At 61.5% G+C, this 18959-nt stretch carries 17 protein-coding genes; 10 read left to right on the forward strand and 7 right to left on the reverse strand.

Annotated features, from left to right (window positions below; translation table 11 throughout):
• Window positions 1-153: 153 nt before the first annotated feature.
• Complete coding sequence (locus tag BCY88_RS22220; protein ID WP_120346321.1) at window positions 154-1314, reverse strand: ABC transporter substrate-binding protein; 1161 nt, start codon at window positions 1312-1314, stop codon at window positions 154-156.
• A gap of 33 nt (window positions 1315-1347) precedes the next feature.
• Window positions 1348-2289 carry a CysB family HTH-type transcriptional regulator gene (locus BCY88_RS22225; protein ID WP_028200562.1) on the reverse strand — a complete coding sequence of 314 codons (942 nt, stop codon included), beginning with the start codon at window positions 2287-2289 and terminating at the stop codon, window positions 1348-1350.
• Between the two features lie 219 nt (window positions 2290-2508).
• On the opposite strand from BCY88_RS22225, the gene BCY88_RS22230 reads away from it, so the two are divergent.
• The 6 genes from BCY88_RS22230 (at window position 2509) to cobA (ending at window position 8732) form a co-directional block, all read left to right on the forward strand.
• Window positions 2509-4188 (forward strand): nitrite/sulfite reductase, encoded by a 1680-nt coding sequence (locus BCY88_RS22230; protein WP_120346322.1) that lies wholly within the window; start codon window positions 2509-2511, stop codon window positions 4186-4188.
• Between the two features lie 22 nt (window positions 4189-4210).
• Window positions 4211-4750 carry a DUF934 domain-containing protein gene (locus BCY88_RS22235; RefSeq protein ID WP_120346323.1) on the forward strand — a complete coding sequence of 180 codons (540 nt, stop codon included), beginning with the start codon at window positions 4211-4213 and terminating at the stop codon, window positions 4748-4750.
• Complete coding sequence (locus tag BCY88_RS22240) at window positions 4747-5493, forward strand: phosphoadenylyl-sulfate reductase (protein WP_120346324.1); 747 nt, start codon at window positions 4747-4749, stop codon at window positions 5491-5493. The genes BCY88_RS22235 and BCY88_RS22240 overlap by 4 nt, the downstream gene beginning before the upstream one ends.
• Window positions 5494-5607: 114 nt before the next feature.
• A complete protein-coding gene (cysD, locus tag BCY88_RS22245; protein WP_120346325.1) occupies window positions 5608-6570 on the forward strand; it encodes a sulfate adenylyltransferase subunit CysD in 963 nt (320 codons plus the stop codon).
• A gap of 22 nt (window positions 6571-6592) precedes the next feature.
• Entirely contained in the window at window positions 6593-7906 is a 1314-nt protein-coding gene (locus tag BCY88_RS22250) for a sulfate adenylyltransferase subunit 1 (RefSeq protein WP_120346397.1), read from the forward strand.
• A gap of 73 nt (window positions 7907-7979) precedes the next feature.
• Window positions 7980-8732 carry a uroporphyrinogen-III C-methyltransferase gene (gene cobA / locus BCY88_RS22255; RefSeq protein ID WP_120346326.1) on the forward strand — a complete coding sequence of 251 codons (753 nt, stop codon included), beginning with the start codon at window positions 7980-7982 and terminating at the stop codon, window positions 8730-8732.
• A 1113-nt stretch (window positions 8733-9845) separates the two neighbouring features.
• Here the strand turns inward: cobA and BCY88_RS22260 are convergent.
• From BCY88_RS22260 to lptF, 3 genes are read right to left on the reverse strand one after another with little or no spacing between them, the layout of a single operon-like run.
• Window positions 9846-10226, reverse strand: coding sequence for a sirohydrochlorin chelatase (locus BCY88_RS22260; RefSeq protein ID WP_120346327.1), 381 nt, complete (start codon window positions 10224-10226; stop codon window positions 9846-9848).
• A gap of 11 nt (window positions 10227-10237) precedes the next feature.
• Entirely contained in the window at window positions 10238-11386 is a 1149-nt protein-coding gene (gene lptG / locus BCY88_RS22265) for an LPS export ABC transporter permease LptG (protein WP_120346328.1), read from the reverse strand.
• Between the two features lie 3 nt (window positions 11387-11389).
• On the reverse strand, window positions 11390-12487 hold the full coding sequence (gene lptF, locus BCY88_RS22270; protein ID WP_120346329.1) for an LPS export ABC transporter permease LptF: 1098 nt from the start codon (window positions 12485-12487) through the stop codon (window positions 11390-11392).
• Between the two features lie 137 nt (window positions 12488-12624).
• Between lptF and BCY88_RS22275 the strand changes: the two genes are divergently transcribed.
• From BCY88_RS22275 to BCY88_RS22285, 3 genes are all read left to right on the forward strand, one after another.
• Window positions 12625-14151, forward strand: coding sequence for a leucyl aminopeptidase (locus tag BCY88_RS22275; RefSeq protein WP_120346330.1), 1527 nt, complete (start codon window positions 12625-12627; stop codon window positions 14149-14151).
• Between the two features lie 52 nt (window positions 14152-14203).
• Window positions 14204-14620: a DNA polymerase III subunit chi gene (locus BCY88_RS22280; protein ID WP_120346331.1), complete on the forward strand. Its 417-nt coding sequence runs from the start codon at window positions 14204-14206 to the stop codon at window positions 14618-14620.
• A gap of 93 nt (window positions 14621-14713) precedes the next feature.
• Window positions 14714-15349 carry a DUF2486 family protein gene (locus BCY88_RS22285; protein ID WP_120346332.1) on the forward strand — a complete coding sequence of 212 codons (636 nt, stop codon included), beginning with the start codon at window positions 14714-14716 and terminating at the stop codon, window positions 15347-15349.
• Window positions 15350-15438: 89 nt separating this feature from the next.
• Here the strand turns inward: BCY88_RS22285 and BCY88_RS22290 are convergent, their stop codons facing one another.
• Both BCY88_RS22290 and ilvD read right to left on the reverse strand, forming a co-directional pair.
• Window positions 15439-15780 carry a c-type cytochrome gene (locus BCY88_RS22290; RefSeq protein ID WP_120346333.1) on the reverse strand — a complete coding sequence of 114 codons (342 nt, stop codon included), beginning with the start codon at window positions 15778-15780 and terminating at the stop codon, window positions 15439-15441.
• A gap of 178 nt (window positions 15781-15958) precedes the next feature.
• Window positions 15959-17632, reverse strand: coding sequence for a dihydroxy-acid dehydratase (ilvD, locus tag BCY88_RS22295; RefSeq protein WP_120346334.1), 1674 nt, complete (start codon window positions 17630-17632; stop codon window positions 15959-15961).
• Between the two features lie 216 nt (window positions 17633-17848).
• Between ilvD and BCY88_RS22300 the strand changes: the two genes are divergently transcribed.
• Window positions 17849-18841 (forward strand): LysR family transcriptional regulator, encoded by a 993-nt coding sequence (locus BCY88_RS22300; protein WP_120346335.1) that lies wholly within the window; start codon window positions 17849-17851, stop codon window positions 18839-18841.
• Window positions 18842-18959: the final 118 nt, after the last annotated feature.

An 18959-nucleotide genomic window follows, 5' to 3' on the forward strand; every position in this document is an offset into this window, starting at 1 on the left:
ACGCAGCTTGCAAGGCGCGCGCCGCTCGATCGGTGTGCTCGATCAAAGGGCATGCGCATTGATTCAAAATATGACTCGCCCGGACGGACGATAGTGGGTGCAAGCGCCGCGCGCGGCTCGGCAGTCATGGAAAACGCCGCGCGCATGCGTTGCTTACTGGCTCAGGTACTCGAATTTGCCGTTCCTGATGATGCCCATCACGCTCGCGCGCTGGTCGAGGCCGACGTGGTCTTTCGGGCTCGTATTGACCACTCCGTTAGGGACGACCAGTTCATGCGCGCGCTCCAGTTCGTCACGCAGCGCAACGCGGAAAGCCGGTGTGCCCGGCTGCGCTGTCTTCAATGCGCGCGCAACGGCGTCCTGCAAACGCGGATAGACGCCCGCCGCATCGCCCGCGAACTGCGTGACGCTGCCCGGCCCGTACTTCGCTTCGTATTCGTTGGTGAACGCGAGCGCTGCTTTCTTCGCCGGATGGTCGGCCGGCAGCGTGCGCGCCACCACGACCGGCTGGGTCGGGAACAGCGTGCCTTCCACGTCCTTGCCGCCCAGCTTGATGAACTCGGGCGTGGCGATGCCGTGTGTTTGATAGATCGGGCCTTTGTAGCCGCGTTCGATCAGCGTGCGTTGCGGCAGCACGGTCGGCGTGCCGGCTCCGGCGATCAGGATCGCATCGGGTTTGGCGGCCATCAGCTTGAGAATCTGGCCGGTGACGCTCGCGTCGGTGCGGTTGTAGCGCTCGGTGGCCACCAGCTGGATGTGACGCAAGGCCGCGAATTTGCTGAACTCGTTGAGCCAGCTTTCACCGTAACCGTCCGCGAAACCAATGAAGCCTACCGTCTTCACGTTGTGGTTCGACATATAGCGCGTCATCACGTCGGCCATCGCGCTGTCGGTCTGCGCCATCTTGTAGGCCCATACCTTCTTGCCTTCCTGCGGCTCGACCACGCTCGCCGAGCCGATCAGCGTGATCATCGGCGTCTGGCTTTCGGCAACCGGATCGAGTGCCGCCATGGCGGCCGGCGTGATGTTCGGGCCGACGATCACGTCGACGTGGTCCTCATTAATCAGCTTGCGGATGTTGCGAACCGCATTGCCCGGGTCGGACGCATCGTCGAGGAAGATGTAATCGGCTTTCTGGCCGGCGATCGTGGCCGGCCACATCAGCATCGCGTTCTTGCTCGTAATGCCGATCACGGCGGCGGGGCCGGTGCTCGACAGGTCGATGCCGACCTTGATGTCGGCCTGCGCCGCGGTGGCGAGCAGGAGCGCGCCAAGAGCGGCGAGGCCGCTGATTTTTTTCTTATACGACGTCATCGAAGGGTCTCCGTAGCGGGAAGCGGGGTGATATCAAAGTTCGTAGGTTTCGTGTTCGCCTTTGAGCGCCTGTTCGATCAGCTTGCGGTTCATGCTCGGCGACAGCAGTTCGACCAGCGTATACACATAGCTGCGCAGATACGCGCCCTGTTTCAGCGCGACCCGCGTCACATTGCTGCCGAACAGGTGGCCGACCGGCATCGCGCGCAAATGGCGGTCGCGCTCGGCGTTGAACGCGATATCCGCCATGATGCCGACGCCCAGTCCCAGCTCCACGTAGGTCTTGATCACGTCGGCGTCGATCGCTTCCAGCACGATGTCCGGATGCAAGCCGCGCAGGCGGAACGCCTCGTTGATCTTGGTGCGCCCGGCGAACGCGTTGTCGTAGGTGATCAGCGGATATTGGGTCAGATCATCCAGCGACAAAAGTTTGCGGTCGAGCAGCGGATGATCCGGCTGCATCACGGCGACGTGGTGCCACTGGAAGCACGGCAGCGAGACCAGTTCCTTATAGTTGGCGATCGCCTCGGTGGCGATCGCCAGATCGGCCTGATCGTGAATCACCATTTCGGCGACCTGGGTCGGGCTGCCTTGCAGAATTGAAAGGTGAACTTTCGGGAAGCGCTTCTTGAATTCGGCGATGGCGGCCGGAAGTGAGTAGCGGGCCTGGGTGTGGGTGGCGGCGATCACCAGATTGCCCTGGTCCTGCGCCGCGTAATCTTTACCGACCCGCTTGAGACTCTCGACTTCCTGCAAAATCCGTTCAACCGACTGGAGAATGATGCGCCCCGGCTCGGTCAGCGAGCGCACGCGCTTGCCGTGCCGCGTGAAGATTTCGACGCCCAACTCGTCTTCCAGCTCGATGATCGCCTTGGAGACGCCCGGCTGGCTTGTAAACAGGGCTTTGGCCGCTTCGGTCAGGTTGAAATTCTGCCGCACAGCCTCGCGGACGAAGCGGAATTGATGCAGGTTCATATATAACCTCTCCGCATATCAAAAGAATTTTTTAGTCGTTTGAAATATAAGGCGAGTTTATTACGATCTGTCCATCTTTTTCAATATGGATATCTGTATTTGTCATAAGCAAATGAGAGATGGGTCTAAACCCTGACTCGGCTGGACTGACAAATAGAGATATCCGGAGCGCGGCAGAACCGGACTGCCACGTGTAACGCAAAAAATTGGGGTCCCCGAATGTACCAATACGATCAGTACGACCAGACCATCGTCGATGAGCGGGTCGCGCAATACGCCGATCAGGTTCGCCGCCGTCTGTCGGGCGAATTGAGCGAAGAGGAGTTCCGTCCGCTGCGTCTGCAGAACGGTCTGTACATGCAGCGTCACGCGTACATGCACCGCATCGCGATTCCGTACGGCAACCTGCGCAGCGACCAGATGCGCGTGCTGGCCGAGATTGCTCGCGTGCACGACCGCGGCTACGGCCACTTTTCGACGCGCTCGAACATCCAGTACAACTGGATTCAACTCGAAGAAACGCCGGAAATCCTGCGCAAGCTCGCCGCCGTGCAGATGCACGGTATCCAGACCTCGGGCAATTGCATCCGTAACATCACGGCCGACCAGTTCGCCGGCGTGGCGCCGGACGAAATGGTCGATCCGCGCCCCTGGGCAGAAATCCTGCGCCAATGGTCGACGTTCCACCCTGAATTCGCGTGGCTGCCGCGTAAGTTCAAGATCGCGGTGTCGGGTTCGAAGGAAGACCGCGCCGCCGTGCAGATTCACGACATGGGCGTGTATCTGAGGAAGAACGAGCAGGGCGAGCTGGTGGCCGACATCCTGGCCGGCGGTGGCATGGGCCGTACGCCGATCATCGGTGCGATCATCCGCCGCGATTTGCCGTGGCAACATCTGCTGACGTACTGCGAAGCCGTGCTGCGCGTGTACAACCGCTATGGCCGCCGCGACAACATGTACAAGGCGCGCATCAAGATTCTCGTGAAGGCCTTGAGCCCGGAGAAATTCTCGGCGCAAGTCGAGGAAGAATGGCAACACCTGAAAGACGGTCCGTCCACGCTCACGCAGGCCGAAGTCGATCGCGTGTCGCAATACTTCCGGCCGCCGGTGTATGAAAAACTGGCCGATACGGATGCATCGTTCGAAAAGCATTTGCTGGAAAACCGTGCGTTCGCCCGCTGGGTCGAGCGTAACGTGCGTCCGCACAAGGTTGAGGGTTATTCGTCCGTCACGCTGTCGCTGAAACCGACCACCATCGCCCCGGGCGACGCAACCGACGCGCAGATGGAAGCCGTCGCCGATTGGGCCGACGAATATTCGCTCGGCGAAATCCGCGTCTCGCACGAACAGAACCTGATTCTCGCGAACGTGAAGAAGCGCGACCTGTTCGCGCTGTGGGAAAAGGCCAAGGCGCAGGGTTTCGCCACGCCGAACATCGGCTTGCTGACCGACATCATCGCGTGCCCGGGCGGCGATTTCTGCTCGCTCGCGAATGCGAAGTCGATTCCGATCGCGCTGGCGATTCAGGAACGTTTCAACGATCTCGACTACGTGTACGACCTCGGCGACGTGTCGCTGAACATCTCGGGCTGTATCAATGCCTGCGGTCACCACCACGTCGGCAACATCGGCATTCTGGGCGTCGATAAGGACGGCTCCGAGTGGTATCAGGTGACGCTCGGCGGCGAGCAGGGTACGGGCGCCACGGGCGCGCACCTCGGCCGCGTGATCGGCCCGTCGTTCTCGGCGGAAGAAATGCCGAACGTGATGAGCAAGGTGATCGATACGTTCGTGGAAAACCGCTTTGAGGGCGAACGCTTTATCGAAACGTACAACCGCATCGGCATGGCTCCGTTCAAGGAACGTGTGTACGCCTCGCGTCAACCGGCTCACGCGTAACCGCGCAAAGGATACTGAACAGATGGCTTCTATTATCAAGAACCGCGCGATCGTCAACGATGACTGGACGGTGGTGCGCCCCTCCGAAGACGGCACGCTGCCCGCAGTCGATGCCTTGCCGGCCGGCAAGGTGCTGGTGCCGCTCGCACTGTGGCAAGCCGAGCGCGATGCGCTGATCGCTTCGCGCAGCACCGCTGAAATCGGCGTGTGGCTCGCGCCGGATAGCGAACCGGCGGATATCGTCGGCGACTTCGACACGATCGCGCTGATCGGTGTGGACTTCCCGGTGTTCCGCGACGGCCGCGGCTATAGCATCGGCCGCCTGTTGCGCGAGCGTTATGGCTACAAGGGCGAATTGCGCGCGATCGGCGACGTGCTGCGCGATCAACTGGCGTTCATGTTCCGCTGCGGTTTCGACGCCTACGCACTGCGCTCGGATAAGGATTTCGACGACGCGCTGAAGGCGTTCGACGAATTCAGCTTCAACTATCAGGGCGCGGTAAACTCGTCGCCGCTGTTCCGCCGGCGTGAAGCAGGCGAACTGGCAAAGGCGTCGGCATGAGCTCCGCACAATCGCTCACGCTGAAACTCGCCGCGAAGGTCGAGCGCCTCGATGCACTGCTCGATTCGATCGCCGCGCGCCACGCGAACGTGAAGCTTGCCAGCAGCCTTGCCGCGGAAGACATGCTGCTCACCCACGCGATTCTGTCGCGTGGGGTGAAGATCGGTATCTTCTCGCTGAACACGGGCCGTCTGCATGCGGAAACGCTTGGCATGATCGACCGCGTGAAAGAGCGCTACGGTTACGATATCGAGCAGTTTCATCCGCAAGCGGCTGCGGTCGAAGAATATATCGGCTCGCACGGTCTGAACGCGTTCTATGAAAGCGTCGATCTGCGCAAGCGTTGCTGCGAGATCCGCAAGGTCGAGCCGTTGAACCGCGCGTTGTCGGACGTCAGCGCGTGGGTCACGGGCCAGCGCCGCGAGCAGTCGGTGACGCGTGCCGAATTGCACGAGGAAGAGCGCGACGAAGCGCGCAATATCGCCAAGTTCAATCCGTTGACGGACTGGACCGAAGCCGAAGTGTGGGAGTATCTGAAAGCATTGGACGTGCCGGTCAATCCGCTGCATGCGCGCGGTTACCCGAGCATCGGCTGCGAGCCTTGTACCCGCGCGATCCGTCCCGGTGAAGACAGCCGGGCAGGGCGCTGGTGGTGGGAGTCGCGCGATACGAAGGAATGTGGCCTGCATATCACCACGATTACGCCGATTCCCGTTAGCATCGGCGAGAACGCTTCGGCATAAAGCATTCAGGCGGTTCAGGCCTTGGTTTTTTAGCCTGAACGCCGCACATACCGATTTGAATACTCTCGCTCGCGGCCGCCAACCCGCCCGGGCGAATCAACGAAGGACCCAAACATGAGCACCACGCTCGATTCCACTGTGAATGCACCGCTTACCAACACGGCGAACCGGATGGATCACCTCGACTGGCTCGAAGCCGAGTCGATTCACATCCTGCGCGAACTGGTCGCCGAATGCAGCAAGCCCGCCCTGCTGTTTTCGGGTGGCAAGGATTCGGTCGTGGTGTTGCACCTCGCGCTGAAGGCTTTTGGCATTGGTGCAAATCGTAAGACCGTGCTGCCGTTCCCGCTCGTGCATATCGACACCGGCCACAACTACGACGAAGTGATCGACTTCCGCGATCGCCGCGCGAAAGAGATCGGCGCTGAACTGGTGGTGGGTCACGTCGAAGATTCGATCAAGCGCGGTACGGTGCGTTTGCGCCGTGAACTGGATTCGCGCAACGCTGCGCAAGCCGTGACGTTGCTCGAGACGATCGCTGAACATGAGTACACGGCGCTGATCGGCGGCGCGCGCCGCGACGAAGAAAAGGCCCGTGCAAAAGAACGGATCTTCTCGTTCCGCGACGAATTTGGCCAATGGGATCCGAAGGCGCAGCGCCCGGAACTGTGGAGCCTGTATAACGCACGTCTGCACAACGGCGAACACCTGCGCGTGTTCCCGATCTCGAACTGGACCGAACTCGACGTGTGGCAATACATTGCCCGCGAACAGCTCGAACTGCCGTCGATCTATTACGCGCATCACCGTGAGATCGTGCGTCGCAACGGCCTGCTCGTGCCGGTCACGCCGCTTACGCCGATGCGTGAAGGTGAAACCAGCGAGACCGCGCTGGTGCGCTTTCGCACTGTGGGCGATATCAGCTGCACGTGCCCGGTGGAAAGCGATGCCGATGATCTCGAGAAGATCATCGCCGAAACGGCCGTGACCGAAATCACGGAACGTGGCGCGACGCGGATGGACGATCAGGTTTCCGAAGCCGCGATGGAACAGCGTAAGAAGCAAGGTTATTTCTAAGCACACGACGAGAGCAATGCAAATGAATATTCATCAACCAGAAGACCTCGGCGTGCTGCGTTTTATTACTGCGGGCAGCGTCGACGACGGCAAGAGCACGTTGATCGGCCGCCTGCTGTACGACAGCAAGGCTGTGCTTTCCGATCAACTCTCGGCACTGTCGCGTGCGAAGAACAAGCGTACCGTCGGCGACGAAATCGATCTGTCGCTGCTGACCGACGGCCTTGAAGCCGAACGTGAGCAGGGCATCACGATCGACGTGGCCTACCGTTATTTCGCAACGGCCAAGCGCAAGTTCATCATCGCCGACACGCCGGGCCACGAGCAGTACACGCGCAACATGGTGACGGGTGCATCGACGGCGCACGCGGCGATCATTCTGGTCGACGCAACGCGTGTCACGTTCGTCGACGGCGTGGCGCAATTGCTGCCGCAAACCAAGCGTCATAGCGCGATCGTGAAGCTGCTCGGTCTGCAGCACGCGATTGTCGCGATCAACAAGATGGATCTGGTCGATTACAGCGAAACGCGCTTCAACGAGATTCGCGACGCGTATGTCGAACTCGCGCGCCAACTGGGTCTGAGCGACGTGCGCTTCGTGCCGGTGTCGGCGCTCAAGGGCGACAACATCGTGACGGCTAGCGAAAGCATGCCGTGGTACGCAGGCGAGCCGTTGCTGGATTTGCTCGAAGCGTTGCCGGTCGATGTTCCGACGGGGCAGGCCCTGCGCTTCCCCGTGCAATGGGTGGCGCGTCAGGACGGCAGCCAGGCAGACGATTTCCGCGGCTACATGGGCCGTGTCGAAGCAGGCGAGGTGAAGGTCGGCGACACGATCGTCGTGCTGCCGGCGAACCGTGAAGCGACGGTTGCCGAGATCATTGCACCGGTGACGGGCGGGACGGCGGCGGTGGATCGCGCGTTTGCGGGCCAAACGGTTACGATTCGGCTGGCGGAAGACGTCGACGTGTCGCGCGGCGATACATTCGTGCTGCGCGAAGCGGCGCCTGAGCCGGCGAAGAAGCTGGAAGCCGATCTGTGCTGGTTCGACGACACGCCGCTGTCGACGCAACGCAAGTATTTGCTGAAGCAGACCACCAACACCGTGTTCGCGCGGATTGGGGCGATCAAGGAAGTGCTCGACGTGCATACGCTGTCGCAGGCGACCGATCGCAAGGACCTGACGATGAACGATATTGGCCGCGTGGCGTTGACGTTGCAAAAGCCGCTGGTGTGCGACGTGTACGATTCGCATCAGGGCACGGGTGCATTCGTGCTGATCGACGAGGCGACGCATCACACGGTTGCGGCCGGGATGATTCGGGCGTTTTCGGCCTGAGTGACGGGCTGGACGATTGACGCGACGTCGCGCTCTGGGTTTTGCACGAGCCGGACGAAAGGGATTGAGGCAAATGGGTAAGGTGTATCTGATCGGTGCTGGGCCTGGGGCCGCGGATCTCATCACGGTGCGCGGCGCGCGGCTGCTCGGCACGGCGGACGTGGTGCTGCACGACGCGCTGGTCGAACCCGCGATGCTCGAGTATGCACCGGCTCACGCGCGGCGGATTGCGGTTGGCAAGCGCTGTGGACAGCTTTCGACGGCGCAGCAGTTCATCAACAAGCAGATTGTGGATGCTGCGCTCGAGCACGACGTGGTGGTGCGCCTGAAGGGCGGCGACCCGATGTTGTTCGGGCGTGCCGATGAGGAGATGCGGGCGCTTGAGGCTGCTGGCATCGAGTATGAGGTGGTGCCGGGGATTACGGCGGCGCTGGCAAGTGCGGCTTCGTTGAAGCGGTCTTTGACGCTTCGCGGGGTGTCTCGTAGCGTGGCGTTGGCTACGCATAGCCGGGCGGCTGACACAGAGGCGATTCGCGAGCAGGTGAATGCTGATTCGCTGGTGTTCTACATGGGGCGGGATAGTGGGCCTGAGATCGCTCAACAATTGATTGATGGCGGGCGCGATGGCGCGACGCCTGTGGCGATTGTTGAGGCCTGTAGTACGCCTCGTGAGCGGATGCTCACACTTACGCTTTCGGAGCTTGCTTGTGGTGAGGCACAGCAGTGGCTTGATGCTTCGCAGCCGAGTCTTTTGATGATCGGGGAGGCGTTTGCTGCCCGGCAGCGGGTGGGGCGCTCCGCGGATGGGGTTTTAGTCGCGGCTTAAGGTTTGGTTTTTTGTTTTTGCCTTCGGCGGTGGTGTTGTCTGTGTTCTGGCTTCTTTGGCCTTTCCTTGATCTGTTTGTCAGCGGCGTTGGCCTTTCCTTGAATTGATATTGGTTTATTAGTGTTGCCCCTGTGCGGGGCGGCACTTACTTTCTTTGCCGCCGCAAAGAAAGATAAGCAAAGAAAGCGGCTCAAACCGCCAGCTCATAAGCGGGTCCCCCGCGCAGCCACGGTAGTGGTGCATCTGGAATCTGTGTTCTCGCACATTCAGCCCTGGTGACAAGGCCATCATACTTCCGGCGGCGCTGCGCGCGCCGAACGGTTCCTCATAAAACCACCCATTGCGTGTTTGCTCTTGCGGTTTGTCTGGGTCCCTGCACCGTTTTTATCGCTGCCGTGCGCTCAACTGCAGCCGGGCAGCGAGGGCGCCGCGTCGACATTTCAGGGGTTCGCTCCTAGTTTGCCCAGTTCCCCGGCTAGTCGTTGCATCGCCGCGGCGGGCACAATTGCGCGCGCTGCAACGTATGCCGTGCACCGCCATTTCATTTCAAGTGGGGGGGCGCCACCGAGTGCGGGAGCATCTCGCCGAGGCGAAGCCGATGGCCCCCGCGACGCGAAACGAAGCCCCAGGTTTCCCTGGCAGACCCGTCCGCGACGCACGCAGTGCGGAGTGGGAGCGGATGAGCCCTGTGTCACTAAAGCCGAGTGTGCGAGAGCACGGATTCCAGATGCACCACTACCCCCTCCAAGCCAGGGGACCCACTTATGAGCTGGCGGTGTGAGCCGCTTTCTTTGCTTATCTTTCTTTGCGGCGGCAAAGAAAGTAAGTGCCGCCCCGCACAGGGGCAACGCTAATAGACCAATATCAATTCAAGGAAAGGCCAAAGAGTAAGTGCCGCCCCGCACAGGGGCAACGCTAATAGACCAATAGCAAATCAAGAAAAGGCCAAAGAGTAAGTGCCGCCCTGCACAGGGGCAACACCAATAAACCAATAAGAAATCAAGAAAAGGCCAACGCTATAAAAGCACAGACAAAACAGACCACTGACAAAGCAAGAAAAGGCCAACGCCGAAGACCCCCAACCAACCCACAACAAGAGCAAAAAAAACAACCTCAACCCTGCCGAAGGCAATACTCAGCCACAGCATCCAGCACAGCTTCATCCTCGCCAACAGCGCCAACACACCGAATCTCGACAGAAGGATACAACCCACGACACCGTTCAATCAGCGCGGGTAGATCTTTCCTGATATGCCCACCTTGCCCAAAAAACACAGGCACAACAGTCACAACCGAACATCCGTCGGAGACAAGAGAATCCACCGCAGCAGGCAGATCCGGTTCCATCAACTCAAGAAAAGCCAGCAAAACCGGCCCAGCTTCAGCATCGGAACCGCGTGCGGCGCGCACCTTCCCGGCGAGCCTCTCAAACGGCTCGCGCCAGCGCACATCCCTCGCGCCATGCCCGAACAATACCACCCCATGCGCAGCCATAACCCAGGCTCCTAATGGCGATCAACCCACTTCAATCCGACCAGACCCAGCACCAGATAAACGAGCCCAGGTGTAGCCGCAGTCAAAGGCGCGGGCCATGTATTCAACGTGCCGATGTGCGAGAACAGCGTGTTGAACAGCTGGAAACTCATCCCCAGCATAATCCCGCCGAAAACCTTCACGCCGACCACACCGGCACGCGTATGCAGATACGCAAACGGCAACGACAGCACCAGCATCACGAACACCGCAAACGGATACAGCAGCTTGCGCCACAACGCTATTTCATAGCGCTGCGTGTCCTGATGGTTCTCGGTCAAATGCTGGATGTAGCGGAACAGGTTGAACATCGACATCCGATCCGGCGACACAAGCAGCACCGACAGGATCTGCGGCGTCAGTTCAGAGCGCAGCGAATACTCCGGCAAGGTCACCTGCTTTGCGCGATACACGGGATTCAATGCATCGGCCGGCGTGCCCGGAGGAGGGGGCACGTCGATCAGCTGTGTGTCCGTCACGTCGGTCAGTTGCCAATGACCCGGTGGCTGATACGTACCGCTTTTCGCAATCCGCACGTTCGAAAGGCGGAACCTGGAGTCGAATTCGTAAATCCGCACGTTGCTGATCGTCGCGTCGGGCTTCAGTTCGCCGACGTTCACGAAGCGCGTCACCTGTTCGCCGTCCGCGCGCGCAGTGAGCGTGTCTTTCACCCAAACGCCCGACTCGAAGTTGCTCGACACCGACGACCCCAGCGCCTCGAGCCGCACGCGTTCCGACAATTGGTCCGTGTACGGGCCGACCACTTCGCCAATGATGTAAGTCAGGAACACCAGCGGAATGCCGATTTTCATGAGCGAGCGCAGCGCCTGATTGGTGGCGAGGCCTGACACACGGAAAATCGTGTACTCGGAATTCGCCGCCATTTGCGCGAACACGTAGATCGCGCTGATCAACGCTGCAACCGGAATGATTTCGTAAAAGCGCGACGGGGTTTGCAGCGCGACGCGCAGCACCGCGTACTGGAGCTTGTAGTTGCCGTGGCCGACGGAGTTCAGTTCGTTGATCAGGTCGAAGAAAAAGAACAGGCCTGAGAACGCGAACAGAATAAAGATGAACGTGAGATAGATCTGACGCGCGAAGTATTTTTCATAGATGCGCATCGGTCAGGTCCCCTGTGAACGGCTGAACATTGCCCGCGTGAAGAGCGGCCGGTTGCGCACGCGCATCCAGAAGATGAACACGACGATCGCCGCCACGATAATGTGCAGTGCCACCAGTCCAACCGCGAACGACATTCTGCCTTGCTCGATCCACGCCTGGACCACGTTCAACAGATTCGAATACGTCAAATAGATCAGGACAGCCATCACCAGGTTGATCGTGCGGCTGCGCCGCGGGTTCTGATGCGCGAGCGGAATCGCCAGCAGCATCAGGTTGATCGCAATCAGCGGCAGGCCCGCGCGCCACGCGAATTCGGCGAGGTTTTCGTTGGTCGGGTTGCGCAGGAGCGTGAGCGTGGACAGGCCGGTGGTAGTCGGCGTATTGACAACAGGCTGGCTCTGGATTTTCACGCCGTAGCGCTCGAACTCCATGATGCGGAAATCAGGGTGGCCCGGTTCGCCGTCATAGCGGCGCCCGTTTTCCAGCACGACGAAGCGGTCGCCGTTCTTGTGTGTTTCGGTATGGCCGGTTTTCGACACGATCACGTTGAGCTTGCCGTTTTCCGTGCTGGTCACGAACACGTTTTCGACGCGTGCCTGGTCGGGCGACATCTTCTCGATGAAAAACACCCGGTGGCTGCTAGCCGATTCGCGGAACTGGCCCGGCGCCAGCAGCGAGACTTCGTCGCGCTGCTGGAAGCGCGCGCGCAGCAGCTTGCTCTGCTGGTTCGACCACGGCCAGCCGACGAACACGAAGAACATGATGAGGATGATGATCGGCGTGGCGAAAATGCCGATCGGCTTGATGAAGCGGGTCAGACTGACGCCCGAGGCGAGCCAGACCACCATCTCGGAGTCTTTGTACCAGCGGGTCAGGACGAACAGAATCGACACGAACAGGGTCGCGACGAGCATGATGGCCAGATAGCCGATCACGGTCAGGCCGATCAGGACCAGCACGTCGCGCGGATCGATCTCGCCCGAGGCCGCGAGGCCGACGATGCGGATCATCATCGTCGTCAGCACGAGCGTGAGGAGAACCATGAACACGGCACCAGCCGTATACGCGAGTTCGCGCTGGAGGGAGCGTTCGAAGATCATTATTGATGATGGGAGGGGGCGCTCTCAGTGACGCACGGGTTGGTTCCCGTCACGCCTCCGGTGCAGCCGCCGCGGGAAAAATAGCGGATAATTGCGGCTTTCATCCTAAGCCCAGACTTTATCCGAGGACAAGCGCGATGGACTTTAGCATAAAAGCCTGTGATTGGACCAAAGGCTCGTCAAACGGTTTCCTGACCGGGAAATCCGATTGCATCGTAATCGGCGTGTTCGAGTCGCAAACGCTCTCGGGCGCTGCGCTGGAGATCGACGCGGCCACCAAGGGCCTCCTGACCCGCATCATCAAGGCCGGCGACATGGAAGGCAAGGCCGGCACCACGTTGTTCCTGCACGAAGTTTCGGGCATCGGCGCTTCGCGCGTGCTGCTCGTCGGGCTCGGCAAGCAGGATGCTTTCAGCCAGAAAGCCTACGGCGAAGCCGTGCGGGCTGCCTGGCGCGCACTGCTCGGCACCAAGATCGTCCAGGTCACCTTCACGCTGGCCCAACTGCCGATCCTCGAGCGTTCGGCCGATTGGGGCGTGCGCGCCGCGATCCTCGCGCTGCGCGAGCTGACCTACAAGTTCACGCAGATGAAGAGCAAGCCGGACAACGCCGCGCGCGCACTCAAGCGCATCGTGTTCAGCGTCAATACCGGTGACGAGAAGGCCGCCAAGCTCGCGGCCAAGCAGGGTGCCGCGCTTGCCAACGGCATGGATCTGACGCGCGATCTCGGCAACCTGCCGAGCAACGTCTGCACGCCGACCTACCTGGCTAACACCGCGAAGAAACTCGCCAAAGACTGGAAGCTGAAGGTCGAAGTGCTCGGCGAGAAGCAGTGCGAGGCGCTCAAGATGGGTTCGTTCCTGTCGGTCACGGCCGGCTCGGTCGAACCGGCCCAGTTCATCGTGCTGCAGTATCACGGCGGCGCCGCGAAAGCCGCGCCAGTGGTGCTGGTCGGCAAGGGGGTGACGTTCGACACCGGCGGCATTTCGCTCAAGCCGGGCGAAGGCATGGACGAGATGAAGTACGACATGTGCGGTGCCGGATCGGTGCTGGGCACGTTGCGCGCCGTCGCCGAAATGGGCCTGAAAATCAACGTGGTCGGCATTATCCCGGCTGTCGAGAACATGCCGTCGGCCACCGCCACCAAGCCGGGCGACATCGTCACCAGCATGAAGGGCCTGACGATCGAAGTGCTGAACACGGACGCCGAAGGCCGGCTGATCCTGTGCGACGCGCTGACCTACGCCGAGCGCTTCAAGCCGGCAGCGGTTATCGACATCGCCACGCTCACGGGCGCCTGCATCATCGCGCTGGGTCACCACAACAGCGGCCTGTTCTCGAAAGACGACGCGCTGGCGGGCGAGCTGCTCGATGCATCGCGAGAAGCATCCGACCCGGCCTGGCGCATGCCGCTCGACGACGAGTATCAGGACCAGCTCAAGTCGAACTTTGCCGACCTGGCCAACATCGGCGGCCGTCCGGCGGGCAGCGTGACGGCGGCGTGCTTCCTGTCGCGCTTCACCGAAGCGTACCCGTGGGCGCACCTGGACATCGCCGGCACGGCATGGAAGAGCGGCGCGGCGAAGGGCGCGACCGGCCGTCCGGTACCCTTGCTCGCGCAGTTCCTGATCGATCGGGCCGCTGACGGTCGCGTTGCACAATGACGCATTGCAGTAAAGTTGCGGGCGTCGCTGCAGACGCAACGCGGAGCCGCCGATGACGAGAATCGATTTTCACTCGAACGTCGGCGATTCGCTGCTGTACGCGTGCCGCCTGATCCGCAAGGCGTATCAGGCGGGCCAGCCGACCATTGTGCTGGCTGAGCCCGAGCGCCTGCGGGCTTTCGATGAGCAGTTGTGGACCTTCTCGCCCCTCGATTTCGTGCCGCACTGCATGGCGGGCACGCCGCTCGCCGCGCAAACACCGATCGTGCTGGCATCGAATCTCGACGATGTGCCGCACTATCAGGTGCTGCTCAATCTCGGCGCGGCGGTGCCGGCGCAATTCGCGCGTTTTGAAAGATTGCTTGAAGTGGTCGGTAACGCACACAACGAACTCGCCGCGGGCCGCGAACGCTATCGTTTCTATCGCGATCGCGGCTATGCTTTGAACAACTACAAGCAAGGCAGCTAGGCTTCGTTCCGCTCGTGTCGCGTGGTGTTCCGTCGTGTGAATTCGGCGCGTGCGCGGCCTGCTTCCGCTTGAACTCAAACACGGAGAGTGCGCGTGTCCGATCCTAACGACGATAGTTCCATCCCTGTTCTGCACGAGATTCTCGTACCGGGCAAGCCTGCCGAGGCGCGTCACGCGCCGGATAGCGCGGCGGCTCCGGCTGCGCAGCCGGTATCTGATCCTGATGAGACCACGCAGGAACCTGAGCACAAGCCTGAGCCAGTGCTCGCGCGTGAGGAGCCAACGCTTGCTCCGGAGCAAGCGCATCCTGCAGACCACGCCCACGCAAAAAAACGCTCGAGGGCGCACCACGCAACCGATCACCGGCACGGGCATGAGCCTGCCGTTGCGCCCTCAGCCGGTGTTTTCGATCGGGCTGAGCCACATGCGCCGATCGAGACAGGCGCGATCGTGCCGCCGGATATTGCTCACGAGGCGCTCGGGCAGCCGCAGCCGAGTCTCGATGCGGATCTCGTTGCCGAGCGTCTGCGCGGGCGGTTTACGAGTTTTCTGACGGGCGAGGGGCGCGACATTATCGAAGCACGCTGCCGTGGTGCGTTGCAGGATCACACGGCGTGGCTCGTCAACCAGATCACGCGCGAGGTGGCGCTGGCTCTGGAGACCGAAATGACCGGCTGGGTAAAGGAAGCGGTCGATCAGGAACTCGCGCGGCGCTCAAGCGACGCTTGAGCATGGCAGGGACGGGGGCGCCTCTTGATTCGGGTGCGCTTGCCGTGGTCACCGGGCCGCGGTCATTCGAGTCCTCAATCAAGCGTCGATCATTTGAGGGTCATCACCCAACTTGCCAGCGTAGCCGCCTGATCGGGCGTGAGTTGCGTGTTCGCGGGCATTGGCACCCGGCCCCACACCCCCGTGCTGCCATCCAGAATCTTGCGCTTGAGATAGGTGGCGGCATCTTCGCGACCGGCATATTTGGCGGCGACGTCATGCAGCGCCGGTCCCATGACCGGACGCGACACCGAGTGGCAACTCATGCAATTTTGCTGCTGGGCAAGCGCGAGACCGGCGGAGGCCTCCGCATGCGCCGCCGGACTGCTGGCGCTTAACATCGCGCCCAGCACGCCGGCTGCTGCAAGCGCCGCATACGACATTGATTTCATTCTGGTCTCCGTCGGTGCAGGTGCCCGACTCGTGGTGCACGCATTATAAAAGGAAAGGGGCGCACGGTTTTCCGTACGCCCCTTTGCGCTTTTTCGTAACCTGGGCAGCTTAAGCAGTATCGAGCGCTGCTCCCTGATTAGCGCAGCGAGCCACGACTTGCGTGTGCCCGATGCGCGCTTAGCCTGTCACCGCCCCCTTGTTGGCCGGCAGCGCCAGTGCGGAGTACTTCGCCAGCACGCCACGCGTGTAACGCGGCTTCGGCTGCTGCCATGCGGCGCGGCGGCGTTGCAGTTCGGCATCGTCGATATTAAGTTGCAGGAGCAGTTTGTGCGCGTCGATCGTGATCGAGTCGCCTTCCTGCACCAACGCGATCGTGCCGCCCACGAAGGCTTCCGGCGCGACGTGACCGACCACCATGCCCCACGTGCCGCCCGAGAAGCGGCCGTCGGTAATCAGGCCGACGCTTTCACCGAGCCCCTTGCCGATGATCGCCGAGGTCGGCGCGAGCATCTCCGGCATGCCAGGGCCGCCCTTCGGGCCGAGGTAGCGCAGGACCACCACGTCGCCGGCAACGATCCTGTCGGCCAGAATGGCTTCCAGCGCGCTTTGCTCGTCGTCGAACACGCGGGCTGGGCCCGTGATCACCGGGTTCTTCAGACCGGTGATCTTGGCGACCGCGCCGTCAACCGCCAGGTTGCCCTTCAGGATGGCGAGGTGGCCTTCCTTGTACAGCGCCTGTTCGATCGGGAAGATCACCTGCTGGTTGGCGCGCGGCTTGCCCGGCACGTCCTTCAGTTCTTCAGCGATCGTCTTGCCGGTGATCGTAATGCAATCGCCGTGCAACATACCCGCGTCGAGCAGAATCTTCATGACTTGCGGAATGCCGCCTGCTTTATGCAGATCGGTCGCGACGAACTGGCCCGAGGGCTTGAGGTTGCAGATCACCGGCACTTTCTTGCGCATGCGCTCGAAGTCTTCGATGGTCCATTCCACTTCAGCCGCATGGGCGATGGCGAGGAAGTGCAGCACCGCGTTGGTCGAGCCACCCGTCGCCATCAGCACGGCCACGGCGTTTTCGATCGACTTCTTCGTGACGATGTCGCGCGGCTTCAGATCCTTCTTGACTGCTTCGACGAGCACGCGGGCCGATTCGGCTGCCGAATCGACCTTTTCCTGGTCAGGATTGGCCATCGTCGACGAGTACAGCAGCGACATGCCCAGTGCTTCGAACGACGAGCTCATCGTGTTGGCGGTGTACATGCCGCCGCACGAACCGGTGGACGGGCATGCGTTCTTCTCGATCCCTTCAAAATCATCCTGCGACATCCGGCCGGCCGTGAATTCGCCCACGGCTTCGAACGACGACACGATGGTCAGATCGGTGCCCTTCCAGTTGCCCGGGCGGATCGTGCCGCCATAGACATAGATGCTCGGCACATTGGTGCGCAACATGCCGATCATGCCGCCCGGCATGTTCTTGTCGCAACCGCCGATCACGACCACGCCGTCCATCCACTGGCCCTGTACGCACGTCTCGATACAGTCGGCGATGACTTCGCGCGACACCAGCGAGTACTTCATGCCTTCGGTGCCCATCGACATGCCGTCCGAGATCGTCGGCGTGCCGAAGATCTGCGGATTCGCGTCGGCGCCCTTGACCGCGGCGACCGCTGCGTCGGCCAGACGCTGCAAGCCGGCGTTGCACGGCGTGATGGTCGAGTGGCCGTTGGCGATGCCGATCATCGGTTTATCGAAGTCGTCCTTCTGATAGCCGAGCGCGTAGTACATCGAGCGGTTGGGGGAGCGCGCCACGCCTTGCGTGATGTTCTTCGAACGACGGTTGTATGCCATGGGGAACTCCAATCTGTTTTGTTTTGATCTGTGTGCGTGTTCAGGGCTCAGGCGCGGCAGCCTGGGCCGCGTCTATGTCGTCTCAATGCGCTGCCGGCAGGTTTGGCCAGCGCGTCAGTTCAGTTTAGTGCCGGTGCGTGGCGCAAGGATGCAGTTTTGCGAGGCACGCGTCTAATATATTATTCAGGCTCGAATAGGTCGTAAAATATATTAATCATGCTGCCTGCCATTCCTGATCTGCGCCAGTTGCGCTATTTCGTGACTGTCGCCGAGGAAAAACACTTTGGGCGAGCGGCCGCGCGTCTTTCCATGACGCAGCCGCCGCTGTCGCAAGCGATTCGCGCGCTGGAGGAGACGCTCGGCGTCGAGTTGTTCGCGCGCACCAAGCGCTCGGTTGAGCTCACTCCGGTGGGCGCCGACCTGCTGCCCGAAGTTCAGCGCCTGCTGGCAGGCGCGGAGGGGCTGCGGCCGCTGGCGCAGAGCCTTGCGCGAGGCGAGGCGGGGGTGCTGTCGCTGGCCTTCGTTTCGACGGCCGATTACGGCCTGCTGCCGCTGCTGTTGCGCGATTTCGGCGCACGTCATCCACGCGTGCGCCTCGAGCTGACCGAAGCCACCAGCGACGTGCAGGTCGACGAACTGGTGGCTGGGCGCATCGATGCGGGCCTCGTGATCGCGCCGCTGCCGTCGCGCCATGCCACCCAGCTCTCATGGCTGCCGATCGCCCGCGAGCCGCTGGTGATCGCGATGTCGACGGAAACGGCGGCGCGCGTGGCAGCAGCAGGGTCCGACGCCAACACACATGCCGACCCGCACGCCGAATGGCTGGACACGCCGATCAGCCTGCGCGACGTCGCCGACGAGCCGCTCGTGATCTTCCCAAGACGTTTGGCGCCAGGCTTTTATGACATCATTATGGATTGCTACGGCGTGGCGGGTCTGGCACCCCGGATCGGCCAGGAGGCGATCCAGATGCAGACGATCGTGAGCCTCGTGTCGGCCGGAATGGGCGTCGCACTGGTGCCGCAATCGTTGCGTAACCTGCGCCGCACGGGCGTTGTGTACCGGCCGCTCTCGGAATCGGTGCCGGCGATCGAGACGGGGCTGGTCTGGCGCACGGCGGAGGTGAGTCCGGTATTGGCGGGCTTCATCGAGATCGTGCGAGCACACGCGGCTACCGTCGAGGCCCAGTTCGCCGCGCCTGCCGGTTAGGCTTGCCGCCGCCGCGAACGCATTGCGAACCGGACCGTCCAACGCATGCGCCGCATGGTGTGCAAACCGCCCGCTGCAATGTGAAAACCGATTAGAAATCCGCTTTTGAACCCGAACT

It is taken from the genome of Paraburkholderia fungorum (assembly GCF_003610895.1).
Classification (GTDB): Bacteria; Pseudomonadota; Gammaproteobacteria; order Burkholderiales; family Burkholderiaceae; genus Paraburkholderia; species Paraburkholderia fungorum_B.

What these genes read in the sequence shown, in the direction of transcription:
- lptF (WP_120346329.1), bottom strand. Translation starts at nt 12,487, where the DNA reads ATGATCTTCGAACGCTCCCTCCAGCGCGAACTCGCGTATACGGCTGGT.
- BCY88_RS22280 (WP_120346331.1), top strand. Translation starts at nt 14,204, where the DNA reads ATGACGAGAATCGATTTTCACTCGAACGTCGGCGATTCGCTGCTGTAC.
- BCY88_RS22230 (WP_120346322.1), top strand. Translation starts at nt 2,509, where the DNA reads ATGTACCAATACGATCAGTACGACCAGACCATCGTCGATGAGCGGGTC.
- BCY88_RS22300 (WP_120346335.1), top strand. Translation starts at nt 17,849, where the DNA reads ATGCTGCCTGCCATTCCTGATCTGCGCCAGTTGCGCTATTTCGTGACT.
- BCY88_RS22250 (WP_120346397.1), top strand. Translation starts at nt 6,593, where the DNA reads ATGAATATTCATCAACCAGAAGACCTCGGCGTGCTGCGTTTTATTACT.
- lptG (WP_120346328.1), bottom strand. Translation starts at nt 11,386, where the DNA reads ATGCGCATCTATGAAAAATACTTCGCGCGTCAGATCTATCTCACGTTC.
- BCY88_RS22220 (WP_120346321.1), bottom strand. Translation starts at nt 1,314, where the DNA reads ATGACGTCGTATAAGAAAAAAATCAGCGGCCTCGCCGCTCTTGGCGCG.
- cobA (WP_120346326.1), top strand. Translation starts at nt 7,980, where the DNA reads ATGGGTAAGGTGTATCTGATCGGTGCTGGGCCTGGGGCCGCGGATCTC.
- BCY88_RS22275 (WP_120346330.1), top strand. Translation starts at nt 12,625, where the DNA reads ATGGACTTTAGCATAAAAGCCTGTGATTGGACCAAAGGCTCGTCAAAC.
- BCY88_RS22235 (WP_120346323.1), top strand. Translation starts at nt 4,211, where the DNA reads ATGGCTTCTATTATCAAGAACCGCGCGATCGTCAACGATGACTGGACG.
- BCY88_RS22225 (WP_028200562.1), bottom strand. Translation starts at nt 2,289, where the DNA reads ATGAACCTGCATCAATTCCGCTTCGTCCGCGAGGCTGTGCGGCAGAAT.
- ilvD (WP_120346334.1), bottom strand. Translation starts at nt 17,632, where the DNA reads ATGGCATACAACCGTCGTTCGAAGAACATCACGCAAGGCGTGGCGCGC.
- BCY88_RS22260 (WP_120346327.1), bottom strand. Translation starts at nt 10,226, where the DNA reads ATGGCTGCGCATGGGGTGGTATTGTTCGGGCATGGCGCGAGGGATGTG.
- BCY88_RS22240 (WP_120346324.1), top strand. Translation starts at nt 4,747, where the DNA reads ATGAGCTCCGCACAATCGCTCACGCTGAAACTCGCCGCGAAGGTCGAG.
- BCY88_RS22290 (WP_120346333.1), bottom strand. Translation starts at nt 15,780, where the DNA reads ATGAAATCAATGTCGTATGCGGCGCTTGCAGCAGCCGGCGTGCTGGGC.
- cysD (WP_120346325.1), top strand. Translation starts at nt 5,608, where the DNA reads ATGAGCACCACGCTCGATTCCACTGTGAATGCACCGCTTACCAACACG.